Annotated in this window: 22 protein-coding genes and 2 pseudogenes; 12 read left to right on the top strand and 12 right to left on the bottom strand. The window is 37.9% G+C overall.

The genetic code is table 11. The annotated features are described in order from the left end of the window. Positions 1–33: 33 nt before the first annotated feature. Positions 34–3,000 (bottom strand): Tn3-like element TnAs1 family transposase, encoded by a 2,967-nt coding sequence (locus H3T46_RS08575; RefSeq protein ID WP_001138014.1) that lies wholly within the window; start codon positions 2,998–3,000, stop codon positions 34–36. A 3-nt stretch (positions 3,001–3,003) separates the two neighbouring features. Continuing rightward, complete coding sequence (locus tag H3T46_RS08580) at positions 3,004–3,564, bottom strand: recombinase family protein (RefSeq protein WP_001161490.1); 561 nt, start codon at positions 3,562–3,564, stop codon at positions 3,004–3,006. 309 nt (positions 3,565–3,873) lie between these two features. Between H3T46_RS08580 and H3T46_RS08585 the strand changes: the two genes are divergently transcribed. Next, positions 3,874–5,451, top strand: a complete 1,578-nt coding sequence (locus H3T46_RS08585; RefSeq protein ID WP_001323889.1) for a PAS domain-containing methyl-accepting chemotaxis protein — start codon at positions 3,874–3,876, stop codon at positions 5,449–5,451. Positions 5,452–5,643: 192 nt separating this feature from the next. Further along, the gene (locus tag H3T46_RS08590; protein WP_198198284.1) at positions 5,644–6,339 is read left to right on the top strand and encodes a hypothetical protein; all 696 of its coding nucleotides are present in this window, start codon (positions 5,644–5,646) and stop codon (positions 6,337–6,339) included. A 194-nt stretch (positions 6,340–6,533) separates the two neighbouring features. Here H3T46_RS08590 and H3T46_RS08595 read toward each other — a convergent pair whose 3' ends face one another. Beyond that, on the bottom strand, positions 6,534–8,315 hold the full coding sequence (locus tag H3T46_RS08595; protein ID WP_198198286.1) for a DEAD/DEAH box helicase: 1,782 nt from the start codon (positions 8,313–8,315) through the stop codon (positions 6,534–6,536). Between the two features lie 300 nt (positions 8,316–8,615). Here H3T46_RS08595 and H3T46_RS08600 point away from each other — a divergent pair, with 300 nt between their 5' ends. The 6 genes and pseudogenes from H3T46_RS08600 (at position 8,616) to H3T46_RS08625 (ending at position 11,739) form a co-directional block, all read left to right on the top strand. Next, the gene (locus tag H3T46_RS08600; protein ID WP_198195158.1) at positions 8,616–9,176 is read left to right on the top strand and encodes a recombinase family protein; all 561 of its coding nucleotides are present in this window, start codon (positions 8,616–8,618) and stop codon (positions 9,174–9,176) included. A 54-nt stretch (positions 9,177–9,230) separates the two neighbouring features. After that, entirely contained in the window at positions 9,231–9,452 is a 222-nt protein-coding gene (locus tag H3T46_RS08605) for a DUF6290 family protein (protein WP_196424287.1), read from the top strand. 1 nt (position 9,453) lies between these two features. After that, the gene (locus H3T46_RS08610) at positions 9,454–9,717 is read left to right on the top strand and encodes a type II toxin-antitoxin system RelE/ParE family toxin (protein ID WP_198198288.1); all 264 of its coding nucleotides are present in this window, start codon (positions 9,454–9,456) and stop codon (positions 9,715–9,717) included. Positions 9,718–10,093: 376 nt separating this feature from the next. Then, positions 10,094–10,375: pseudogene (locus H3T46_RS08615) on the top strand (plasmid mobilization relaxosome protein MobC); the annotation flags it as partial. A gap of 43 nt (positions 10,376–10,418) precedes the next feature. Next, entirely contained in the window at positions 10,419–11,024 is a 606-nt protein-coding gene (locus H3T46_RS08620; protein ID WP_232350042.1) for a relaxase/mobilization nuclease domain-containing protein, read from the top strand. Continuing rightward, on the top strand, positions 10,957–11,739 hold the full coding sequence (locus H3T46_RS08625) for a hypothetical protein (protein WP_198198294.1): 783 nt from the start codon (positions 10,957–10,959) through the stop codon (positions 11,737–11,739). The genes H3T46_RS08620 and H3T46_RS08625 overlap by 68 nt, the downstream gene beginning before the upstream one ends. On the opposite strand, the gene H3T46_RS08630 is transcribed toward H3T46_RS08625, so the two are convergent. The 8 genes from H3T46_RS08630 to H3T46_RS08665 form a co-directional block, all read right to left on the bottom strand. Further along, a complete protein-coding gene (locus H3T46_RS08630; protein WP_198198296.1) occupies positions 11,732–12,361 on the bottom strand; it encodes a tetratricopeptide repeat protein in 630 nt (209 codons plus the stop codon). The two genes, H3T46_RS08625 and H3T46_RS08630, sit on opposite strands and share 8 nt — an antisense overlap. A 1-nt stretch (position 12,362) precedes the next feature. After that, positions 12,363–12,719 carry a replication/maintenance protein RepL gene (locus H3T46_RS08635; protein ID WP_198198299.1) on the bottom strand — a complete coding sequence of 119 codons (357 nt, stop codon included), beginning with the start codon at positions 12,717–12,719 and terminating at the stop codon, positions 12,363–12,365. After that, entirely contained in the window at positions 12,674–12,886 is a 213-nt protein-coding gene (locus tag H3T46_RS08640; RefSeq protein WP_198198300.1) for a hypothetical protein, read from the bottom strand. Before H3T46_RS08640 ends, H3T46_RS08635 begins: the two co-directional genes overlap by 46 nt. Positions 12,887–13,112: 226 nt before the next feature. Further along, positions 13,113–13,940 (bottom strand): serine protease, encoded by an 828-nt coding sequence (locus tag H3T46_RS08645; protein WP_198198302.1) that lies wholly within the window; start codon positions 13,938–13,940, stop codon positions 13,113–13,115. Positions 13,941–13,954: 14 nt separating this feature from the next. Next, entirely contained in the window at positions 13,955–14,371 is a 417-nt protein-coding gene (locus H3T46_RS08650; RefSeq protein ID WP_198198304.1) for a helix-turn-helix domain-containing protein, read from the bottom strand. A gap of 290 nt (positions 14,372–14,661) precedes the next feature. Next, a complete protein-coding gene (locus H3T46_RS08655) occupies positions 14,662–18,510 on the bottom strand; it encodes a Hint domain-containing protein (RefSeq protein WP_198198306.1) in 3,849 nt (1,282 codons plus the stop codon). A gap of 348 nt (positions 18,511–18,858) precedes the next feature. Beyond that, complete coding sequence (locus tag H3T46_RS09065) at positions 18,859–18,957, bottom strand: hypothetical protein (protein WP_370533625.1); 99 nt, start codon at positions 18,955–18,957, stop codon at positions 18,859–18,861. Between the two features lie 188 nt (positions 18,958–19,145). Next, positions 19,146–19,457 (bottom strand): helix-turn-helix domain-containing protein, encoded by a 312-nt coding sequence (locus H3T46_RS08665; protein ID WP_198198308.1) that lies wholly within the window; start codon positions 19,455–19,457, stop codon positions 19,146–19,148. 887 nt (positions 19,458–20,344) lie between these two features. Here H3T46_RS08665 and H3T46_RS09070 point away from each other — a divergent pair. The 4 genes from H3T46_RS09070 (at position 20,345) to H3T46_RS08685 (ending at position 23,474) form a co-directional block, all read left to right on the top strand. Beyond that, the gene (locus H3T46_RS09070) at positions 20,345–20,695 is read left to right on the top strand and encodes a type IV secretory system conjugative DNA transfer family protein (RefSeq protein ID WP_370533626.1); all 351 of its coding nucleotides are present in this window, start codon (positions 20,345–20,347) and stop codon (positions 20,693–20,695) included. A gap of 540 nt (positions 20,696–21,235) precedes the next feature. Next, positions 21,236–22,438, top strand: coding sequence for a plasmid replication protein RepC (gene repC / locus H3T46_RS08675; RefSeq protein ID WP_198198310.1), 1,203 nt, complete (start codon positions 21,236–21,238; stop codon positions 22,436–22,438). A 128-nt stretch (positions 22,439–22,566) separates the two neighbouring features. After that, the gene (locus tag H3T46_RS08680) at positions 22,567–23,217 is read left to right on the top strand and encodes a ParA family protein (protein WP_122124319.1); all 651 of its coding nucleotides are present in this window, start codon (positions 22,567–22,569) and stop codon (positions 23,215–23,217) included. 2 nt (positions 23,218–23,219) lie between these two features. Beyond that, on the top strand, positions 23,220–23,474 hold the full coding sequence (locus H3T46_RS08685) for a hypothetical protein (RefSeq protein ID WP_110439617.1): 255 nt from the start codon (positions 23,220–23,222) through the stop codon (positions 23,472–23,474). 11 nt (positions 23,475–23,485) lie between these two features. Here the strand turns inward: H3T46_RS08685 and H3T46_RS08690 are convergent. Then, positions 23,486–23,782, bottom strand: a pseudogene (locus tag H3T46_RS08690) (recombinase family protein); the annotation flags it as partial. Positions 23,783–23,788 lie beyond the last annotated feature (6 nt).

Here is a 23,788-nt window from a genome sequence, read left to right on the forward strand (position 1 = left end):
GGGGAGCCCGCAGAATTCGGAAAAAATCGTACGCTAAGGTTTTCCGGGCATCCGTAAGGGCCGAAACTTCCCGTCTTCCAGTCTGCGGCTCTGCCGCCAGACGTAATCGCCGGTTAGGTTGATGTGCTCCCAGCCCAGCGGCGACAGGAATTGCAGCAGCTCGCCGTCCACCGGCTTGCCGGCCTCGACCAACCCCTGGGTGGCGCGTTCCAGGTACACCGTGTTCCACAGCACGATAGCCGCCGTCACCAGGTTGAGGCCGCTGGCCCGGTAGCGCTGCTGCTCGAAGCTCCGATCCCTGATTTCCCCAAGGCGGTTGAAGAACACCGCCCTGGCCAGCGAGTTGCGCGCCTCACCTTTGTTCAGGCCGGCATGCACGCGGCGGCGCAGTTCAACACTTTGCAGCCAGTCCAGGATGAACAGCGTGCGCTCGATCCGGCCCAGCTCGCGCAGGGCCACGGCCAGTCCGTTCTGGCGCGGGTAGCTGCCGAGCTTGCGCAGCATCAGCGAGGCGGTGACGGTGCCCTGCTTGATCGAGCTGGCCAGGCGCAGGATGTCGTCCCAGTGGGCACGCACGTGCTTGATGTTCAGGGTGCCGCCGATCAGCGGGCGCAACGTCGGGTAGGCTTGCACGCCCTGCGGCACGTACAGCTTGGTTTCGCCGAGGTCGCGGATGCGCGGCGCGAAGCGGAAGCCTAGCAGGTGCATCAGGGCAAAGACGTGATCGGTGAAGCCGGCCGTGTCGGTGTAGTGCTCCTCGATCCGCAGGTCGGACTCGTGGTACAGCAGGCCGTCGAGCACATAGGTGGAATCGCGGACGCCGACATTCACCACGCGGGTGCTGAACGGCGCGTACTGGTCGGAGATATGGGTATAGAACAGCCGTCCCGGCTCGCTACCGTACTTCGGGTTGACGTGCCCGGTGCTCTCGCCCCGGCCACCCGCGCGGAAGCGCTGGCCATCGGAGGATGAGGTCGTGCCGTCGCCCCAGTGGGCGGCAAAGGCGTGGCGATACTGGTGGTTGACCAGCTCGGCCAAGGCCGCCGAATAGGTTTCGTCGCGGATGTGCCAGGCTTGCAGCCAGGACAGCTTGGCGTAGGTCAGGCCGGGGCTCGACTCGGCCATCTTGGTCAGCCCGAGGTTGATCGCATCACCGAGGATTGCGGACAGCAGCAACGTCCTGTCTTTGGCCTCGGCCCCGTCCTTCAAGTGGGTGAAGTGGCGGCTGAAGCCCGTCCAGTCGTCCACGTCCATCAGCAGTTCGGTGATCTTGATGCGCGGCAGTAACTGGCTGGTTTGGTCGATCAGCGCCTGCGCCCGATCCGGCACCGCCGCATCCAGCGGGGTGATTTTCAGCCCTGACTCGGTGAGGATGGCATCGGGCAGCTCGTTGTCCTTGGCCAGGCGGGTGACGGTGGCCAACTGCTCGTCCAGCAGCTGCAAACGCTCTTCCAGGTACTGGTCGCTGTTCGGGTTGATCGCCAGGGGCAGGGCCTGCTCGCGCTTGAGTGCGGCGAACTTCTCGGCCGGCAGCAGGTAGTCGTCGAAGTCGCGGAACTGCCGCGAGCCCTTGACCCAGATGTCGCCGGAGCGCAGGGCGTTCTTCAGCTCGGACAGGGCGCAGATTTCGTAGAATTTCCGGTCGAGGCCTTCCGGGGTGATCACCAGCGGCTTCCAGCGCGGCTTGATGAAGGCCGTGGGTGCATCGGCCGGCACCTTGCGCAGGTTGTCGGCGTTCATCTCACGCAGGGTCTGCACGGCTGCCAGCACGCCTTGCGCGGCCGGCGCGGCGCGCAGTTCCAGCACCTCCAGCAAGGCCGGCGTGTAACGGCGCAGGGTGGCGAAGTTCTCGCCGACCAGGTGCAGGTGGTCGAAGCCTTCCGGCCGGGCCAGCAGCTCGGCCTCGCTGACGCTCTCGGTGAACTCGTCCCAGGGAATCACCGCCTCGATGGCGGCATAGGGGTCGCTGCCGCTTTCCTTCGCTTCCAGCAGCGCCTGGCCGATCCTGGAGTACAGGCGCACCTTGTCGTTGATCGCCTTGCCCTGCTTCTGGAACTGCTGCTGATGCTTGTGCTTCGCGCCGCTGAACAGCTTGACCAGGATGCGGTCATGCAGATCGACCAGCTCATCGATCACGGTCGCGGTGCTCTCCAGCACCACGGCGGCCAGGGTCGCGTAGCGGCGCTGCGGCTCGAACTTACCGAGGTCTTTGGGCGTCATCTGCCCACCCTCGCGGGCCAGCTTGAGCAGGCGGTTCTGGTGGATGTGCCGGCCCAGGCCTTCGGGCAAGTCCACCAACTGAAATGTCTTCAGCCGCTCGATGTGTTCCAGCATGTGCCGAGAGTTGGGTTTCAGCGGTGCCTGGCGCAGCCAGGTCAACCAGGTGATGCTGCTGCCGGCCTTGAGCTTCAACAGCTCGTCCAGCTTGGCCCGATGCGAGTCCGTGAGTGGTTCGACCAGGGCGCGGTAGACCCGCCGATTGGCTCGCGCAATGGCTTCCGAGCAGGCCCGGTCAATCACGCTCAGCGCCGGCAGGATGCGTCGTTTCTGCCGTAGGCTCTCCAGGGCCTGACCGGCCAGCAGCAAGCCTTTGTCGGTCTGCTGGGCCAGCTCGGTTAGCTCGCGCACCAGGGCGCGGAAGTCGGACAGGCCGAACGGGGCCAGTTGCAGGTAGGTGCGCAGTTCCTGGGCATGCTCGCGACGGGTCACGTCGCGCTCGCCGTACTTTGCCCAGCTCGCCGGCTCGGCCTGGACTTGCTTCGCCACCCACAGGATGACCGGCTCGGGCAGCTCGCTGTCGGTTCCCAGCGCGTAACCGGGGTAGCGCAGCAGGCAGAGCTGCACGGCGAAGCCGAGGCGGTTGGCGTCGCCGCGTCGCTGGCGGATCAGCGACAGGTCGGAGTCGTTGAAGGTGTAGTAGCGGATCAGGTCATCCTGGCTTTCCGGCAGCGCAAGCAGGGTGTCCCGCTCCGTGGCCGAGAGGATCAAGCGACGCGGCATGTGTCAGTCGTCCGTGCGGAGGTACTGGTAGAGGGTTTCCCGGCTGATGTTGAACTCGCGGGCAAGCTGCGCCTTGGGCTCGCCGGCCGTCGCTCGCTGCCGCAGGGTAGCAGCCTGCTCATCGGACAGGGCTTTCTTGCGGCCCCGGTACGCGCCACGCTGCTTGGCCAAGGCGATGCCCTCACGCTGCCGCTCGCGGATCAGGGCGCGCTCGAACTCAGCGAAGGCCCCCATCACCGACAGCATCAGGTTGGCCATCGGCGAGTCCTCGCCAGTGAACACCAGGCCCTCCTTCAGGAACTCGATGCGCACGCCGCGCTGAGTCAGCTTCTGTACCAAGCGACGCAGGTCATCGAGGTTGCGGGCCAGCCGATCCATGCTGTGCACCACCACTGTATCGCCTTCGCGGACGAAGCTCAGCAGCGCTTCGAGCTGGGGGCGCTGGGTGTCCTTGCCCGATGCCTTGTCGGTGAACACCTTGCTCACCTGGGTTTGTTCCAGCTGGCGTTCCGGGTTCTGGTCAAAGCTGCTGACCCGGACGTAGCCGATGCGGTGCCCCTGCACGATGTCTCCTTGGTTGAAGGCGGCTTAAGTGCACTTTCTGTTCCGTTGTGCCTCAAAGCCCATTTCTGTCAGGCTGAAATCTATAACCTTCGCGGGCATGTGTCAAAAAATGGGAAAGCAGACTCTATTCTGACGAAGCGGCGCGGCCCTGCCTGACATCAAGTTAGGGTATAGCCTAGATTGACATGCGCGATGCAACCCTTAACTTGCTTGCACCTATCGTTTCCATGCTAGCTTTATCGTAACGCTCAAGAAATTGGGCTTAATGCCGAAAACAATAAAATAAAACAGCCAACCCTTGAGGTTCTTATGCGCCAGAATTTACCAGTGACGGGTCGAAACTTAGAACTCCCAAAAGATGCCAATATTCTTTCGACTACCTCCCCTCAAAGCCATATCACGTACGTTAATCCTGACTTCATTAAAATCAGTGGTTTCACTGAGGAAGAACTATTAGGCCAGCCTCACAACATCGTAAGACACCCAGATATGCCGCCTGCTGCATTTGAGCATATGTGGAGTACATTAAAATCTGGCCGCTCATGGATGGGGCTAGTAAAAAATCGCTGTAAAAATGGCGACCACTATTGGGTAAGTGCTTATGTAACGCCAATAGCTAAGAATGGTTCGATTGTTGAATACCAGTCTGTAAGGACCAAGCCTGAACCTGAGCAGGTTTTGGCTGCGGAAAAATTATATGCTCAATTGAGAAGCGGGAAGGCCGCGAGGCCGAAATTGGCTGCTAGCTTTTCCGTGAAAATACTCTTGCTCATATGGGGTAGTATTATATCAAGCGCAATGGCTGCCGGCATGCTTACTGATACATCAATAAGCAGCTTATTGTTAGCCACTTTAATGTCAGGAAGCTTAAGCTCTGTTAGTGTTTTGGCTATTCTCTCTCCTCTTGGAAGACTGGTTGAAAGAGCCAGGAATATTTCCAATAACCCATTAAGTCAATCCCTCTACACTGGGCGCACCGATGAGTTTGGCCAAATAGAGTTTGCTTTACGAATGATGCAAGCTGAAACAGGCGCCATAGTAGGTCGCATAGGTGATGCATCAAATCGGCTTAGCGAACACACCCGAGGCCTACTAAAGGATATTGAGTCAAGCAATGTACTTACAGTTGAGCAGCAGGCAGAGACAGATCAAATAGCAACGGCAGTAAACCAAATGGTGGCAAGCATTCAAGAGGTTGCGAGCAATGCACAGCATGCTGCAGATGCGGCCGGAAGAGCAGACACTGAGACGGCATCTGGCCAGCGTCTGGTAGCCCACACAAGCCAGTCAATCACTGCCCTTGAAGGTGAAATTAGGCAAGCCACTCAGGTTATTCATGAGCTTGAAGGTCAAAGTAACGAGATATCAAAAGTTCTTGACGTTATACGAGGGATCGCCGAGCAAACGAATTTGTTGGCACTCAACGCAGCAATTGAGGCCGCGCGTGCTGGTGAGCAGGGGCGTGGTTTTGCTGTTGTCGCCGATGAGGTTCGCAGTCTTGCTGCTCGCACACAGCAATCGACAACGGATATTCAAAGCATGATCAGCGCTCTACAAGAGCGAGCGCAATCCGCTGTTACAGTCATGGAGCAAAGTAGTCGGCAAGCGCACACGAGTGTAGCTCACGCAGAGGAAGCAGCTACAGCTCTTGATGGAATTGGCCAACGCGTTAACGAAATTACCGACATGAACGCGCAAATAGCGACTGCGGTCGAGCAGCAGGGAGCAGTAAGTGAAGACATAAACCGCAGTATTATCAATATACGCGATGCTGCTGATACCAATGTACAGACCGGGCAGAATAATTTGCAAAGTGCGAAATCTGTCGCTCAGTTAACTAGCGCTCTGAGCGAACTGGCAAAACAGTTTTGGGAAAAACGAGGATAACGCTTTTCAGTATCTCGACAGGGATAACTTACTTTACCATCGGTTATCCCTTTTAGCCGCACAAATTTTAGCCATGGCTTTTCAGGAAGTCAGGGCTATCAGAATGGCCTTAGAAAGCCTAGTCAAAGAGCTGTCACGAGAACACCGTTAGCTTAGCGTACGATTTTTTCCGAATTCTGCGGTTCCCCCGTAATGGTCAAAAAAAGTAGAAATGATATAAAAATATCTTATGAAAGACAAATATTACTGGGATGCCACGAAGTTTTATATGAAACATATGGAAATTATGTTTGTGATTTTAAACAAACTGATCGACCTGATGCAGCTATAGAAGTCGTAGAAAGTGGTAAAAAAATAGGTATTGAAATCACCACTGTACAAAATGAACAGGTTTTAGAATATTTAAATGATAAGAAATATGGAAAAGATATAGAGAGGGAGACATTAAAGAATATAAATAAAATTGATAGTAATTCTGCCCCTCTTAAAAGTATTTCTTATACCATTACAACTAAGGATATTTTTGATGCTTGTGAGAAAAAACGAGATAAATATGAAATTTACAAAAAAGTTAAAAAATTTGATGAGGTCGTTATATTACTAACTGGTAATGATTTTTGTGGTGGAACTTTTATGAATGAATCATTAGCATTTTTTATTAAAGAAAAGTTCAATTTTGATAAAGTCTTTGTTGTAAATCTGCTTGCTTTACAACAAGTATGTTTATTTTATGATAAATCTAAAAAATATATTAATCATTGGGTAAACAGAGATATAAAAGTAAAGAAAATTAAAAGGCATTCGTCTGTGCTATTGTCGTCAATGGGAAAAGAGATAAATTTGTTTGAAATGGCATTAAAGGAACCTCTGATTCCACCTAGAAAATAATTTATTAAGATGTTTTCGATAACTCAATAATTTTATTTAATCCATTATTTAAAATTTTCTCTGCACAATTATTACAATAATAACTTATTTTACGTCCCTCTTTTATTTTTAATCGCCTTTCACCTTGTTTGATACAGTGACGAGAATTAGATTTGCATGTATGTTGGCGAAGAGCTATATCCCAAGAAATATTTTTAATAATTGATTTCATTTTTTATATTTATTAATTTATTTAAAATTTCTTGTACAATGTTATCCATATTTTCTAAAGCTAATTTAATTTTGTCTGCCCCTATTTCATGTCTCATATTACTTTTTATACTGAGTAATTGATTTACTTGGTTATCTATTAGAGATTTGATAAAAGCATAATTATTATGAACATAATTTTTATCCAACGTGTATGCTTCGCTTTTTTCACTTAATGTAGACAATATACGGCCAGTTTGTGTTTTAATTTGATCATCCAATAACTTTCTTTGTGCTTGTCTTCTGCTTTGTTTGGTAGCTTTAATTTCTATGATTTCTTCTTCAAGTTTATTAAATTGATTGATAGCATTTTTTGATAGACCATCGTCAATTAAATTAATATTTTTAACCATTACTGATGATTGATTAGTAATTTCTATACGATCTATAAAATCATTATTTATAGATTTATCAGCATTATCTTTACTAGAAATGGTCACATGCTCAGTGATGAAAAATGTATTTTGGATATATTTTTGATCTTCTGTGCTAAAGTTTTGAAAATCAGACCATCTTCCAATAATATTACTACCAGCATGATAAACAACAACACCTTGATTTAAAGGACTATTAGGTTTGTTTTGCTCTATTACACGCATTATTCGACCAACAAATTGAACAAAAGGTGATAAGTTGGTAAATACACTGAAGATCGCTGCAACAGATAAATAAGGATGATCAAAACCTTCACCTAATTTCCTGACTTGTACGATTACATCAAGATCGTGATTGTTTAAATTTTTAAGAACTCTTTTATTGTGTTTACTATCTTCTTTTGAATGTATGTAATCGGCTTTATAACCTTTAGCGCGGTATGCAGCAGTAATTTGTTTACAATGTGCATAATTTAGTGCTGATGCAATTATTTTTAAATTCTTTTCTTGAGTTATTTCTCGTAATTCTTTTAATTTTTGTATAGATGCATCTACAATTGTATTTAAACTTTTTTCAGAAGTAACAATAGATTTTTTGAAGTCAACATCTTCTTCACCAAGTCGAATTACCTCTTCTAAAGGAACCTCAATTTCTTTACCATCATTACGGACATATTTTAAACTTTGAGGATCAAGCTGTGTTGCAGTTAAATTTTTAACATAACCTTTATCGATTGCCTTTTTTATAGAATAAGTATAAATGATGTTGCCTGCCATCATTTGCCCATCTGCACGTTTAGGTGTAGCACTTAGATTTACAATTTTTGCATCAGGAAAATGTTGCTTTAAGTTGTTCCATGTCTCAGCAACATTATGGTGAGCTTCATCGAATATTATTAAGTCAAAGAAGTTTTGATCCAATTTTTCTAGCCATTTATTATCACTTCCCTGTAATTGCTGAATATTTGTAATAACAATATCTGCTTCTTCTAAGTCGGATAAATTAGATTTATCTGATCTTATTTCAGCAGGTTCAGGAAAATTATCCTTTAATATTTCACATTTTTTATAAAAAATATTATCATGAGAATAGACAAAATTTTGATATAGTTGATCTGCTATATTTAGATTTGGAGCAATGACTAGTGTTTTTTTTGATTTTAGTGCAAAGGGAATTAAACTAATAACTCCAGATTTACCACACCCAACAGGTAAAATAATACCAACTTCCCGTTCTTGAACTGGTTGTTTATTAAAATAATTTATAGTAGATTGATAAGATTCAATTTGAGGTTCTCTTATTTTAGGATTATTTAAAATATTTGGATTTAGTTCAATAAATTGATAAGGCATAAAAGATCTTAAAAAACTATATATTGATATAATATACATATATAATAACAATATGTAGTTTAAATTGCAATATTATTATGATTAAATAAAATCCTATATTTTTTATAAACTATTTGATTAGTGAATTGATGGATAGATTGTAATCATAATCATTTATGTATTTATTAGATTACATTTAAAAGAATACATTCTCATAAATACAAAAACAATTGAAATCCGTATTTATTTAAGTTGATTTATTTAAGAATATAGTCTAATAGATAAACATCTCAAACTTAAAAGAATACAATAAAGATCATTATGAGTGATATTGGATATATTCGTGTTAGTTCTGAATATCAAAATACAGAAAGACAGCTTGATGAGGTTAAGCTAGATAAAACCTTTACAGATAAAACCAGTGGTGTAGATACGCAAAGACCTCAATTACAAGCGATGCTAGAATATGTCAGAGAAGGTGACGTTATTCATGTTCACTCTATTGATCGGCTAGCAAGAAACCTGAAAGACTTAAGCCAATTGGTAGAGGATTTAAATGCTAGGGGCGTTACTATTCATTTTCATAAAGAAAATCTAACGTTTAAAAATGGCCAAGATCCTATTAAAAAACTGATGTTTCAACTATTAGGAAGTTTTGCTGAATTCGAAAGAAGCCTAATTAGAGAACGACAAAGAGAAGGCATAGCCAAAGCAAAACAAGCAGGGAAATATAAAGGTCGAAGGAAAACGATTGATAGTAGCGTTATTATAGAGGCTATGAGTAAAGAAGGGGCTAGTTACAGAAAAACAGCCAAAGCTTTAAATATCAGTCTTTCAACGGTTCAGAGAGTAATGAAAGAGTATAAGCACTTAAAGTTATGATCTTGTTATCTTTCCATAATTGTATTGCATATGTAATACATAAGGAGAATTATTATGTCGATGTTAAATATTAGAATAGACGATCACATTAAATTTGAACTACAAGAAATAGCCAAATTAAAGAACATTTCTTTATCCAATCTTGTTTTATCTGCTGTTAATGAAATGGTAGAAAATGAGTTTGATTATAATCTTACAGATATGGCAGATAAACGTCGTAAAGCTAACGAACCTAATTTTGATATAGAAGATTTGTATCAAAAATTTGGTGTCTAATGTGTTTAAGATTGTTTATGAAAAAGGCTTTTACAAAGATTTAAAATCATTTGATAAGCAACAGGCACGTTTAATATTAGCATGGATTAAGAAAAACCTTGATGGCCATGATAATCCTAAAGAAAGAGGTAAAATTCTTACTGGTAATTTAAAGGGATATTGGCGGTATTGTATTGGATATTATCTCCTCATCTGTGAAATTAAAGATGATCTATTAATTTTGATATGCGTTGCTGTTGGTTATCGTAAAGATGTGTATAAATAAACTGATCTAATTTTGTCCGTTTTTATCCTTTTTTGTATTTTATTACAAAAAATTATTCTATCAAATAAAAGAATACAAAAAAGGACAAAAAAATACTATATTAAGCTGGCAAGATGTGTGTTCCAGTACTGGATACTAAACTTATTCGCATTTCATGCTCAACAATAGAAATCATCTATTAGCTTTTAATTTATTATATAAGCATCTGGTGATGTTTAGTTTTAGAACTCATATGCTCCGTATAAAAATGCATCATGGTGTTTTCTTTTAATGCTGTTAAATCAAGTATGATTTTCCATGGTTTGTATTCTTGTAAGGGAAGGTTCCCCTTAACCCCTTTTTACAGCAAAGAAGAAATCATGAAAAAGCGAATCAAAAAATTGAGATTATGACAACCCAAGAAGAATACGAACAGTTGCTTCAAAGAAAGACCAAGCCTCGATTGGCAGAGTGGATACGTGAAACCTGTTTAAAACAAAAACCTAGAAAGGAAGTTACAACAGTTGATCCTTTACTGCTTTACGAATTGAACAAGATTGGCGTCAATCTCAACCAGATTGCCAAGAAAATCCAATATTCAAAAAACAATATTGAATGGTTGATTGAGATTATTCATATCGAACAACAATTAACGAGTTTGCTCGAAAATGATCATTAAATTCTTTCCTCACCCTAAATCGGAAGGCAGTCCTCGTGGATCAATGGATTATTTGCTCAAGAAGAACGAAGGTGAATTTCAAGTTCTTCAAGGAAACCCTAGACTTTCCGTTGATATTGCAGAGGGATTAGACTTCAAGAATCAATATACGGTTGGTTGTTTGTCATTTGAGGAAGCTTCTATCCCTGATGCTTATAAACAGGAAATCATGCGGACCTTTGAAGAAACCTTTTTCGCGGGGTTGGAGCCAGAGCAATATAACATCTGTTGGATAGAACATACCGATAAAGGGAGGCTTGAGTTAAACTTCTTTGTGCCAAACGTAGAGCTTGAAAGTGGGAAGCGGTTATCGGTCTATTATGACAAGTCAGATCGTTCCCTAGCAGATAACTTTAAGAAGGTAATCAATCAGACCTATGGTTTAAGCGACCCAGACGCACCGCAGAGGCGTCAAATGACGAACATGCCCAAAAACAAAAAAGAGGCTCAGGAAGCGATTAACGGGCTTTTACGAGGGGAACTGGAAAAGGGACGCGTTCAGACACGTGAGGATGTTTTAAATTGCCTTACAGAGGCTGGTTTTGAAATCGCTAGAAGTTACACCCAAAAACATCTCCATCAAGACAGACGGGCGAAATTTAAGGCTTAAAGGGGCAATCTATGAGCAGTCTTTCGAACTCAATCGAGCAATTGAAGAAATACAGCGAGCAAAAGGACTTGGAAGCCAAGCAAAAGCTATTGGAGGCAATCACCAGGCAGGAACAGAACTTGCAAAAGCAGTTGACCGCAGACATGCAGAGTTTTTGAAACGATTTGGAGCGTCAAAAACAAGCCATACAGAAAGACTTGATCAGGCTCTACAAGGTGCCGTTCTGGATCATAATCGGGGTTGGAGCGGTTTTGATAGTGGGGTTGTTTTATCTCATCAACGCAGCGACAAACCAATATATGAATATGCGGGAATGGAAGCAGTCGGCAGAAATTTACAAGGCAAACAGCAAGGGGCTGATGTTGGCGAACTGCACAACGAAAAACAAAGAAACCCTGCTTTGCATCAAGGTCGATCCTCAATACAACAATCAAGTATTCGGAGACGATCAAGACTACCGAATTATCAAGCTAGGGAAAAACTAAATGACACCGACAGAGAAACTTTTGAAGGACGCATTAGACAGGTTGGTGAGGCAACAAAACGAGCTTATGAACACATTAAGCGAACGATTGAACAGGTTAGAGCAGGAAAACCAACAGTTGAAGAACTTGCTCGAAAAATCTCTAGATGCATTGAAGTAAAACCGCAAAAAAAAGAAATAAAAGCAAAATATCAAATAAAGCTTTTAGGAAATAAAAACACATTTAGTTAATTAATTGTGTTCTTATTATACGTAGTCCTTCTTTTGCATTTTCATTTCCTTGGTTTGCAGCTTTAGTAAGCCATTCAGTTGCTATATTATAATTTTTGGTAACACCTTTTCCATCCATATACATGATACCAAGTAATAATTGGGCATTTGGATCTCCTTGATTAGCTGCTTTAGTAAGCCATTCAGCTGCGATACTATAATTTTTGGTAATACCTTCTCCCTCCATATACATGATACCAAGGCATAATTGGGCATTTGGATCTCCTTGATTAGCTGCTCTACTATAAAAATAAAAAGCTAAAGTATAGTTTTGAGGGACACCTTTCCCTTTGTAATACATTTGGCCAAGTGTATTTTGTGCGGGGGAAAAATTTTGGTCAGAAGATTTACTTATTAAATCAAAAGCTTTTTGATAATTTTTTGGAATTTTTATACCCTTAATTTTCATACCCTCAAGGTATATAACGCCAAGGGAAAATTGAGCAACTTTTCTACCTTTTTCGGATTCTATAGTAAGCATTTTAATGTTTTTACGAATATTAATTTGTGCTTTTATTCGATTATAAAAAAATAAGATTATTACTAATAGTAAGATGGAAAGAGTTATCATTAAGCTAAACAAATCAAATTATTCCTCCATCAATAATCTTTAATTGAGGGGCTTTTTTCTGCTCGCCGTTTCTAATTTCTCTAGGATAATGGTTGGCGATATTTGGATTCATGTAATACATAACGCCTCGTCCATTTTTCTGTTTCAAAATTGCTTTGATACTTTCTAATTCAGACATGATATTGGTAACGGTTTGTGTCTGGATATTTATTTCTTGTGCTATTTCTCGACATGAAAGCATAATTTGACCAGTTTCTTTTTGAACATTTTCAAATAATAAAGCCCATAATCTTAATGCTTTTAAAGGTCGTTTGCTTTTTTCCTCTAACCAATCAACAACAGCTCTATTTTGTTTAGGGTAAATGTCCATGTATTAGGGTTGCTAAGATTATTTTTTCGTTTAACTTCCCACAATAAAGAAGATATTTTTCTCTCATTTAATTCTGGAAAGCGCTCAAGAATTGATAATAATTCTAATAAATCTTGTTGCTTTTCTTGTTTTTCTTTAGGTTGAAATCTTTTGATCTTTGCAGTCATGATTTGACCCTGTTAATAAATAAATAATTGTTGCCACGCTATGGTAAGTATTGCAAGAGCATTTTTTACGGTTTCCCAACGATAATTGATAATTTTAAAATTTACTAGATATAATAGATATATTATATCCCTCTATAATTTCCCTTTTAAATTGTGGAAAACTGCTAAAATTTGCAAAAAAAAAGCGAATTGAAAATCACTCAAGAAAAAACCGCTTCTTGACCGGTTAAAAGATATTAACTGTTTTAGCTATTATTTTTTCTATTTCTAAAATTTCTTTTGAATTAATTGCAGCCCCAATATTATTGGGTATTTTTGTTTTTATGCACATTTTATCAGGTATTATTTTAAATTCTCCAAGAGCAGTATGATGTACCCCAGCAAAATGAATACCTAATAATTTTATTCTACTACCTATAACGTATGACTGTTTGACTAAATCTAGATAACCATTAATATTTGCTAAAAATATAGGTGATCCGCTGGAGCCAGGAAAACTAGCGATATCAGTTAAAAAAATTTTTTTTCTATTAAAATTAATAGCAGAGTGTGTGGCAGTAATGCCTTTTCTTATAATAGGTAAGTTATTTTCTTCATCCCAGAGATTATTAGGATATCCAATCATAATAATCTCTTCCATAACAGAATAATTTTGTCTTTCAGTTTCGTTAGGAATTAGATTTGTATCTAATGGTGCTATAAATAGTTCTTTTTTATTTTCCTTTGCAACATTTAAAATATCTCCTATCACGATGGCGACTAAATCTATTTCTTCATCAGGATGTTTAAAACATTTTTTTTCAAAGTTTTTAAGTCGAACTTTAAGGGATGTTCCATATAAAGGTTTATTATCTTCTCCTTTAAGAGTAAAAACAAAAAATAAATGTATTGCATTTTCTATTACATGTTTATTAGTAATAACAACTGGAATGCTACTATTATTTTTTTGACAGAGGTTTATAATAAAACCTGTTGCAGTAACGTTTCCTTTTGAAGTATGCGTTTCAATATGAATGATGCTATGGTATAAGTATTCGATTGCTCCAAATAGCATGTAACTTATCCTTATTATAATTTTTTACTAAACATAGCTTGTAAGCGTCTTTGTATTTCACCGTTTTTATTAACGAGTGTTTTTGTTGTAAAGGCAGCATAATTTTTAGCTGTTCTATAGCCTTTCCATACTTCATGAGGATCTAAAGCATAAGCACAAACACGTCCTGCAACAGGAATGCGTAAAACTGCTTTTTTACTTTCTAAAAAGTTTAGCCAATTTCGTATCGTTCTTGTTGTAACATTGAAGTGATCTGCAAGAAATTGTTGATCGCAAACTAAAGCACCACAAGCAGAATCAATATGTTCAGCAAAAAAAGCATATAAACCAATAGGACTTGATTTATTATTACCTGATAGTTCTACAATTCTTTTCCAACCTTTATTGTATATTTGGGTAAACCCATTGTTTTGTGCTGTTTGTGGTTGCATTTTGCTTTTCTGTTAAACCATAATAATTAATATTCCTATAATAGGAACAATAGGAAAGACAGTGTTTTCTATTAGATGATTTTTGAGAATATAATTAAATGATATCATAATTGTTGAGCATATTTATGATGGTATTAAACATAGTAGATTTAATTTGTCCTAGATTGATAATTAAGGGCAAAAAATTAGCATCTAAAAAGGTATAATTCTTTTTCTAGATGCTAATTAAATTATTATAAAAATTAATGTGGTAATATTTGCCTATATGGGCAAATATTATTTTTAATTAATTATCCAACTTTTTTATAAAGTTCTTTTTTCTCATCAAGAAGATAAGGACCCGCAGCTAATATATTAACTATCAAGACGCTTTTTCCTGATTGGGTAGCATGAATATTTAAAGTGGCCTTTCCTTTTGTCCAACGACAAGGAGATTGTTCAATAACATCCCAGCCGGTTAAATCAGGGTTCGATAAGTGATCAGTTATTTCGTGAATATCATTTTTGTTGATGACAAATACGTTTCCAACTAATACACCGAGTTCACGACGATCATCAATAAATGAACCAACAGTTTCACATGGACGACCAGTTCTTGAAATAAGATCAACCTTGTCTATACCTTCTGGAATATTAAATATATATTTTCCATTATTGCATGCATGTGGTTGAATAATTGTTCCCAATTCTGTTGTCAAATACAGATTTGGATCTGATGTAAGAGCAAAATGTTCTGTTTGTAATTCAAAATTAATATCTAGAGCACGTTTATTAATTTGATTGTAAATAGGTTCTACGAAATCACGATGAACATTCAATGGCGCTGCCGCATCATTATCCCAAGTTTTGATATTATTGAACAAGGAAACAACTTTTTGATCATTCTTAAACGTATTTCTATTTCCTGTATCCAGATAACTTTCAGTTAGCATTCCATTAGCCCAAATGACAGAATGTTGTTCTGTTTCAATATGATAATAATCATAAGAGGTAATGGAATAATCATAATAGATTGAGCGTCCGTTTACCAACATACGGGCGGGAACAAAGTTGCCATCAAAAAATAGACAATGTTCTGGAGTTACAAGTAGATCCTCATTTGGAACATTTTCAGAAATCGCATTTTTTAAAATACGTACAGGATAACCAGCAAGATCATCTGACAAATATGTTTTTACATTGGTATGTTTCTGACCAACCCAAATAACAGTGGCATTAGTTGTCTGGTTTGTCTTCCAGTCAAATGTCTTGACTATATCTCCGGTTTTAATGGCTTCAACGGCCATTGTCGAATTAAACGTGGATATCAAAGCGCCAGCCAAGAAACAGGCCGCAAAAGTAAGGCTACCATCAGGATTTTCACCTAGAATATAACCAGTGTTTTTGATACCGATAATATGTAATGTAATGGATGAACCATCTTTTAAAGTAATTTTTACATGATCGTCATCTGTAAATTCAACACCTGCAACATCACTACGTTGAATATCTTCTAAAGTAATTTTATCATGACCATCAAAATTATCGATAGTTGATTTAACTTCTATGCCATTTGCAGCAGCTTTTCCAGAAATAATTAGACCGTTGTTTTCTGTTCCTTGCAGATCAATAATACCGCCGGTTTCAGTTTCAATGGTGGCACGTCCATTATTTTCTAAATTTAACGTTCCGGTCAATTTTGCATTTTTAGAAAAAGTTGCTGTTCCACCGTCAACAGTTAAGTTACCAATTTGACCATCGGTTGCTTTTAGCGTAGAGTTTTCATAAACTGTAGCATTTGGAATAACTGAATTTGAGTCATTTACTATTAAATTAGCTGTGTCTGCAATATAGATATGAGCTTTATAAGTTATACTATCAGCATAATCAGTAACATTGTTTCCATATAAAAGAACATCACCAAATTGATGATCCGATAATTTTTGGTCATCTCCTCCATATGCGACTTTAACACCCCAAACACGATCTATATGACCTGGAGGTAAAAAGGAATAGAATTGAGCTTGTCCCAGATCATTTGGTTGTTTAGTAAGTATATAACTTCTTAGGTCTACACGTTTATCTGCATCTGGATCTGAATCTGAATCTTCTTCATGTGGTGGATTAGTAATCCATTCTATGGGGTTTCCTTTATCGTCAGTAGTAGGAAGTGAAGAACTATTGGCGGTCCTTAAAAGAGGATTTTGTTCTTGCTCGAAATATTCAGGATTATTTAAAAGATCATTTAATTCATCCCATCCATGAATAATTGTTGTATTTTTATCCGTATTTGTATTTATATCAGTAGTTGAATTTATAGGTGAAAATAAAGTTGGATCATTAAATAAAGCGGTTAAGGTTTCTTTTGTAAGACTATTAATTACAGTATCTTTAAGAACTCTTCGATGGTTAATAAATCCACCTGTTTGTAAATGAATTTGACCCAAACCAGTTACTTGATCTGGTGATATTAATAAAGCGCCACCATTGTTTACATAAATATTTCCTGTATAACCACTAACAATATTTAAGATACCTCCATATTCAATAGTGGCATTATTGATAGTACCTCCATTAATATCAACAATACCATTATTGTTGATTGAAGCGGTATCCACAGTTCCACCGGAAACCCTGATTTCACCGCCATCATTAACGGTAATATTTTTTGCTGTGCCATTGGAATTAACTGTTACAATTCCATTATCATCTACTGTAGTAGTACTAACAACACCTCCACTCATTACATATTGGAAGCCGTTACGGACAATTGTGTTATTTGTCCAACCACCATTATAAACGTATTCTTTACCACCATTATCTATTGTAGTGGAAACGCCTGCACCGGAATAAACATTGACTGTTCCACCAGAGATGAAATTTACGTCATTATTGATACCACCACCGGCACTGACATTAAGTGTTCCACCTGACAGAATTACATTTTCTGTTCTACCCCAGTCATAAACGGTTTGGGTGGCCCCTGCATAAATGGTTGTATCTCTAGCAAAAGCAAACGTGTTATGTGTTCCGGAAATGAATTGTTGACCGCCATATGAAATTTTGGCTGCGGAATCAATGGAACCTGTTGAAATGTATTCCTTACCACCAGAGCTAATTATTGATCCTATTGCAGTAGCTGAGTTGTCAAGAGTTGCTGAGGCACTATTTAATTTTAGGTTTGTTACGTTTGTACCGGCATTAGTAAAATAAGCAGATCCGGTATTATTTACAGTTACATCTGAAAGTGTTCCGCCAGATGCATTTAAATGTCCAGCACTATTTATCGTTACATTTGAAAGTGTTCCGCCAGCTACACCTATATTTCCTGCGCTATTTACAGTTACATCTGAAAGTGTTCCACCAGATGCATATATATTTCCAGCATTATTATCAGTTACTCCTGTTACAACTGATCCTGAATAAGTATATAAAGAGCCACCATTAATTATAGTATTATTTGCTTTACCGTACACTGATAAGGAGCAAGAAGGTAGAACTGTTAGGTTTGATACTGTTTCGCCCGCTGAAACTGTTCGTGAACAATTATTTCCATTGCATTCGTCTCCCACAGGTATCATTACATGAAAACTATTATTATTTCCTGTATTGGCCATATGGGGATTGTGGATTTTGCCACCATTGTCAAGATTAACATTGGCAGTGGAATCCGCGGTACGAAAAGAGCTGCTTCCACCTGCCAAATAACGGTTGATTAATGTACCGCCACGTTCTGCTGTATCACCGGGATCAAAGAAACTGTCATTATCAGATGTTCCACCATTCTTGATATTTACAACTTCTGATACATATTCGTTGTTTTCTGATACGCCACCATTTTGAATATTTACAAAACCGTTGAAAATGTGGGAATTTTCAAGTTTTCCACCATTTTCGATATTGATGGTTGGGTTTGCATCCCCACCAAAACCGGACATATTGGCAAGCTGATAGATACCGCTAACAGTGGCGCCGCTTTTAATGTTTAAAACTCCATGGATCATATTAACAGGACCATGTACAACAGTATGATTACTGGTATAAATAGTTTCACCTGTAAATGTATCTAATACAGCATTCCAAACACCACCGGAAATAATTGGATAATCATTTTTGATTACAATATTTCTAAAATCTACATTATTTGAAAAAGATGCCATCTTAATTTTTTTTCCTTAAAATTTATTAAGTTTTTATATAGTTATTTTAACGTTAAAATTATAATTTTAATAAATTAATAATTAATTTATAGAAACATTACATAATAATATTTATATAAAAAAATTACAATTCCAAAATGTTTACAAAAAAATTTTATAAAAAGATTAAGAATTTTAATGACTATAAGAAATCTTCTTTTTAAGAAAAAACAATTGAATATAAAATATAATTGTTAATTATAAATTTATTTATTTAAAACTATTATGGTATAATCATATATATTTTATTCAATATTATAATATTGAATTTTTTTATTGCAAATTTAAGATTTAATACTTATTTTTAAATTATGAATTACATCTGTTGTTCTTGTTTTTTATAAAATGATTTAAGTAATATTTTTCAATTTTTTTGTTTTCACAATGTTTTCGAGCTAATCCATATATACGATGATCAAGAGGTTTTCGTAATTTAAAATAGTCGTGGCTAACGGTTAAAAGCTATGGACATATAGAAACATTACAATAAAATTGAAGCATTAAAACAACATATTGCTGATGAAGGCTTAGATAATCAATTAGAAATGTTTTGATTAGAGCGGTTGGCGCATTTTAAAAGTGCGCTAATATTTATACTATTTAATAAGTTTTTTCTTTTTTTTGGGATCAACACGTCCAACAGGAAATTCTGTTTGTGCACGTTTGTATGATCTTGGTTTTTTCCTAAGCATGTCAATTAATTCTTTATTAAATAAAACTAGAGAAAGTTCCTCTGCTTTTCTCAAACTAATGCCAGTTTTTGCACGTTCTAAAAGAGATATAAATGATTTTGATGTTTTTGAATAATTTGCCGCTTTTTCTTGGCTCCAACCTAAATTTAATCTTTCTATTCTAAAGTTGTAACCATATATAATTTGTGAATTTGTTGGTTCGTCGCTTTTTTTCATTTTATATTAAATAATTCAAGAATAAAATATTTTTTATCAATATAATTTTGTTTTGTAAACGATATTATTTAATTCTTTTTATTGATTATTACAATAATATTTTGATATGTAATAAATCCAAGATATTTTTAACGTATACCAAAATCTGATGTTTTTTCCATTGAAACACGTAATCACTCTATGAGTGATTTAGGCATTAAAAATAATAAAAATAATGGTTGTAAAGGGCAATTGTTTGTAGCAGTTGTCCTTTTTTATTATCGTGTATTTAGGTGCACCTGTGGATAAAATAATTTCATAATTATTTAACAAATATAATATATATAAAAAACCTTTAGTTTCGCTGTCAAAATGTACGACGAAAGTATGACGAAAAAATACTTATATATCAACAACATATTATATTTTGTCCGACACCTGTCCGACATAATTATCCAAGTTATAAATAAAAATCTTATATATATCAAATACTTATGCAAAGCTATGCTTGCGTATGGTGTATGTCCTTAAAAAGCCCTAGATTAAGGATTAATCATGGGCTTTTGTCCTGTGCTGGTGAGTGAAACGAACGAAATTTACTAATCTCTGACAGGCTCTGACAAATTTCTGAAATTTTCTGACAAAATTCTGACAGGTTCTGACAAAAAATTGACAAAAAAGATTGACAATGATCTTTAATTTTATTTGGTGAGAAAAAATGGAAAATTAACTTCTTTGATTATATGTGATTTTGAAGGTGATGCTACAGCAGAAGAATTAATAGACAGAAGACAAAATCTCGTCAATTGGCAGGTTCACTCATGGGTGTTTATTCTGAAACATTTTCAGATATTTATTCACATGCTGTATCTGAAACAAAATGGTGAAGTATCAAAGCGTATGCTGATATAGTTTCTTATGGTGATTTTGATCCTAAAGAATTACGCAATGGAAATTTAACTATTTGTATTCAAACATCTGGATATTCATTAAAAAGCACTCCAGCTTTGGGTCATCTTATTATAGGTTCTCTTCTGAGTGTTGTATATCAAGCAAATGGAAATATAAAAGGCAGAGTTCTTTATATGTTGGACGAAGTTAATTTTCTTGGACGTTTAAAGGCTCTGGCCGATGCAAGAGATGGTTGCAGAAAATATAAAATAACTATCCATATCTTTATTATTATTAAAATCTTAAAAAGTTTTCCATTTAACAAATCCACTTTTAAAATTACAAATTACATTTGTTGTTACGATTGATTTAATGAATTGTCTAAATCCTTTTAGCTTTTCATTACTAATTGTTTTTTAATGGTATTTGTAAATAGAATTATAAAAATTTCTTTCTTTTTATTTTTCGTTTTAACTTTAATGTTAATATGCATAAAAGTTAAAATAACAAAAAGCACGCAAAACAATTTTATATATTTATATAAAATTTTGTTTTAAAGATTAGTATTTTTAATATACAAAAAACAATCTGTAATCATGGAATGAATATTTTTTTATTTACAATGACCTTAAATTTATAATACATTGTGGGTATTTTAAGGCTTATGAATTTTTAAAAGAAAGGGATAACATCGAATGAAATCATCTTTTGCGACATAAAAAAACCCCGCTTTTTAAAGCGAGGTTTTTAAAATTGCCCAACCACAAAGAATTATTATGTATAGGACTTCATAACATAACCTATATATAAGTTATATAAATGACAAAAGCAAGAGAAAAATTGTTAATTCTTTTGTGTTGGGCAGTTTTCATTTTTCACGATATTTTAATATTTGAAATGATTAAAAAATGATTACTGACTGTCATATTTCCAAAAAAAACACACAATTCACTGGACGCAGAACTATTACGAAAAGCGAATTATTCTGGTCTAAAAAATTGACGGGACAATTCAAGGCGACCACATGCAGCGAGATACTGACAGTATTTAAAAAAGTCAGCTCCGAACTGAATATCAGTGATTCCGTTTTCCGTTTTATAGAATTGCTGATCAAATGGACAAGGCCCGTAGATTGGGAGGAAAACGGTTTTCCCTTGGTATGGCTTTCAAATCAGGCCCTGTGTGACATATTGGGATATGACTTGAGAAAATTGCAAAGGATACGCAAGAAAGCAATCGACGCAGGTCTGATAACGATGTGTGAGGTTGGAACAAGCAAGAGATGGGGAAAAAGAAAAAACAATGATCCCGATCAGGCCGTTATTGCGGGGTGCGGTTTCAACCTGTCACCGCTTGCAGAGAGAAGAGAGGAGTTTGAAGCCATCATTCGGGATGCGGAAAGTTACAGGAAACAGAGAGATGCCCTAAAATTCGCATGTCATGGCTGGAAAAGAAAAATCCTTAATTTACTGGATTATGCGGGACATGATGACAAGGCCTCCATAATGGAGGAAATCGCATCATTCTCCAATCAGCTCAAGCGTTGTTCGCAGGATATCAAAACCTTGATGCGGATTGAGTATTCATTGCAGAAGATATTTGAAAAAACCGAGGTTGCCGTGAATGATGAAATAAGGGAGAACAATGTTGATATGTCACCCGGGGATGACAAAAATGTCACCCTATATACAAGTACAAACAAACATAAAATATATAATAATGTAATTACTCAGGAAGTTAATAGTAGTCAAACTGTGAATAAAATGATTTCCGATCAAGATACCTTGAACGGTTTCATCATCTCACCCGCATTGATTCTAAAAATAGCACCCCTCTTTCGAGACTGGATATCTGACAGGGCAACATGGTCAGATTTGGAAAATATTGCACCTTGTGTCTTACATTCACTGGGTATCCATCAATCGGCATGGAAAGAGGCATGTGACTGTTTCGGAATAAAACAGGCCATAACCGCACTGGCTATTGTAAACGCTCGCCATGATAAGGGACTGGTAAAATCTGCGGGTGGATTATTCAGAAGTTTTATTAAAATTCACGGGAAAAATGAATTGCACCTGGACAAAACGTTGTATGGACTAATAACAAAATAATTTTATTTTTATATAAATATATCTTTATAATTTTTTTTTAAAGCAAAAAAGTATTTTACGTGCTTTTTGCTATTATTGTTATATGCTAATATAAAAAATATTAATTTTATTCAGGTAATAGTGAAACAATGAAAGTCATAGTTATTGCTAGTCAAAAAGGAGGATCTTCAAAAACTACTTTAACAGCTCATTTGGCAGTTGCAGCAGAATTGAATAATATTTCTCCTACAGTTTTAATAGATATGGATCCACAATCATCTCTATTATCTTGGTGGAATGTTCGTGAAAATAATATGCCTGCATTAACTTCATCGGATTTAAAAAAATTACCTGAAAAAATTGAAGCATTAAAAAAAGCTGGCGTAAAATTGTTATTAATAGATACGCCACCTGCTATTACCAATGCAATTTATGAAACTATTAAACTTGCCGATTTAGTAATTGTTCCAACAAGACCAAGTCCACATGATTTAAGAGCCATAGGTAGTACCATAGATATTATTCAAAAAGTAAAATGTCCATTTATCTTTGTTATCACTCAAGCAAAATATAATACACACCTGACAATTCAAACAATTGCAGCATTATCTGAATATGGAACGGTTTCTCCTATTATTATACATGATCGCATTGATTACGCATCATCAATGATTGATGGTAAAACCGTAATGGAAACAAATAAAAACGGAAAAAGTTCACAAGAAATATACAAATTGTTATCTTTCGTGCTTGCACGTATAAAAACTAAAAAGAAAAATAAAAAGAAAGAAATTTTATAGTTATGTCTAATAAAAATAAACTAAATTTGGATGGTTTAATCTCAACTAAAAAAAATAGTATATCCACTAAAGATGTGTCTATTCCTAATGGAAATCAGTTAATTCAAAATAAAGATAAAAATGATATGCCTCTAAATTTTAGAGTATCTTCAGATTTTAGAAAGCGTTTTCGTGTATTTGCAGCATCTCATGATTTAAAGCTCAATGAATTATTGGTATTAGCTTTTGATCATTATGTTAAACAAAAACAAAATTAGTTTTTATTGTTTTACATATAAGATTTCTTGATATTAAGTGCTTTGTACAAGGTTGTTGAACTAACTTTAATGCGAGCGGCAGCCTCTCTGACATTTAATCAATTTTTAAGATGTTTTTTGGCTTTTTTAAGTTTTTCATCTGTTATTACAACAGGTCTTCCACCAATTCTTCCTTGATCTCTTGCCGCTTTCAGACCAGCTCTTGTTCGTTCTTGAATTAAATCTTTTTCAAATTGAGCTAAAGCTCCAAATAAATGAAATATAAATTTACCACTTGAAGTTGTTGTATCAATATTTTCTAATAAGCTCAATAG

The organism is Commensalibacter sp. M0133, assembly GCF_016101485.1.
Lineage (GTDB): Bacteria > Pseudomonadota > Alphaproteobacteria > Acetobacterales > Acetobacteraceae > Commensalibacter > Commensalibacter melissae.

Excerpts from the sequence above, each read along its gene's own strand:
- H3T46_RS08655 (WP_198198306.1), bottom strand. The coding sequence starts at position 18,510 with ATGGCATCTTTTTCAAATAATGTAGATTTTAGAAATATTGTAATCAAA.
- H3T46_RS08685 (WP_110439617.1), top strand. The coding sequence starts at position 23,220 with ATGTCTAATAAAAATAAACTAAATTTGGATGGTTTAATCTCAACTAAA.
- H3T46_RS08650 (WP_198198304.1), bottom strand. The coding sequence starts at position 14,371 with ATGCAACCACAAACAGCACAAAACAATGGGTTTACCCAAATATACAAT.
- H3T46_RS08575 (WP_001138014.1), bottom strand. The coding sequence starts at position 3,000 with ATGCCGCGTCGCTTGATCCTCTCGGCCACGGAGCGGGACACCCTGCTT.
- H3T46_RS08640 (WP_198198300.1), bottom strand. The coding sequence starts at position 12,886 with ATGACTGCAAAGATCAAAAGATTTCAACCTAAAGAAAAACAAGAAAAG.
- H3T46_RS08635 (WP_198198299.1), bottom strand. The coding sequence starts at position 12,719 with ATGGACATTTACCCTAAACAAAATAGAGCTGTTGTTGATTGGTTAGAG.
- H3T46_RS08620 (WP_232350042.1), top strand. The coding sequence starts at position 10,419 with ATGGATTATTTGCTCAAGAAGAACGAAGGTGAATTTCAAGTTCTTCAA.
- H3T46_RS08665 (WP_198198308.1), bottom strand. The coding sequence starts at position 19,457 with ATGAAAAAAAGCGACGAACCAACAAATTCACAAATTATATATGGTTAC.
- H3T46_RS08585 (WP_001323889.1), top strand. The coding sequence starts at position 3,874 with ATGCGCCAGAATTTACCAGTGACGGGTCGAAACTTAGAACTCCCAAAA.
- H3T46_RS08590 (WP_198198284.1), top strand. The coding sequence starts at position 5,644 with ATGGTCAAAAAAAGTAGAAATGATATAAAAATATCTTATGAAAGACAA.
- H3T46_RS08645 (WP_198198302.1), bottom strand. The coding sequence starts at position 13,940 with ATGCTATTTGGAGCAATCGAATACTTATACCATAGCATCATTCATATT.
- H3T46_RS08605 (WP_196424287.1), top strand. The coding sequence starts at position 9,231 with ATGTCGATGTTAAATATTAGAATAGACGATCACATTAAATTTGAACTA.
- H3T46_RS08680 (WP_122124319.1), top strand. The coding sequence starts at position 22,567 with ATGAAAGTCATAGTTATTGCTAGTCAAAAAGGAGGATCTTCAAAAACT.
- repC (WP_198198310.1), top strand. The coding sequence starts at position 21,236 with ATGATTACTGACTGTCATATTTCCAAAAAAAACACACAATTCACTGGA.
- H3T46_RS08595 (WP_198198286.1), bottom strand. The coding sequence starts at position 8,315 with ATGCCTTATCAATTTATTGAACTAAATCCAAATATTTTAAATAATCCT.
- H3T46_RS08600 (WP_198195158.1), top strand. The coding sequence starts at position 8,616 with ATGAGTGATATTGGATATATTCGTGTTAGTTCTGAATATCAAAATACA.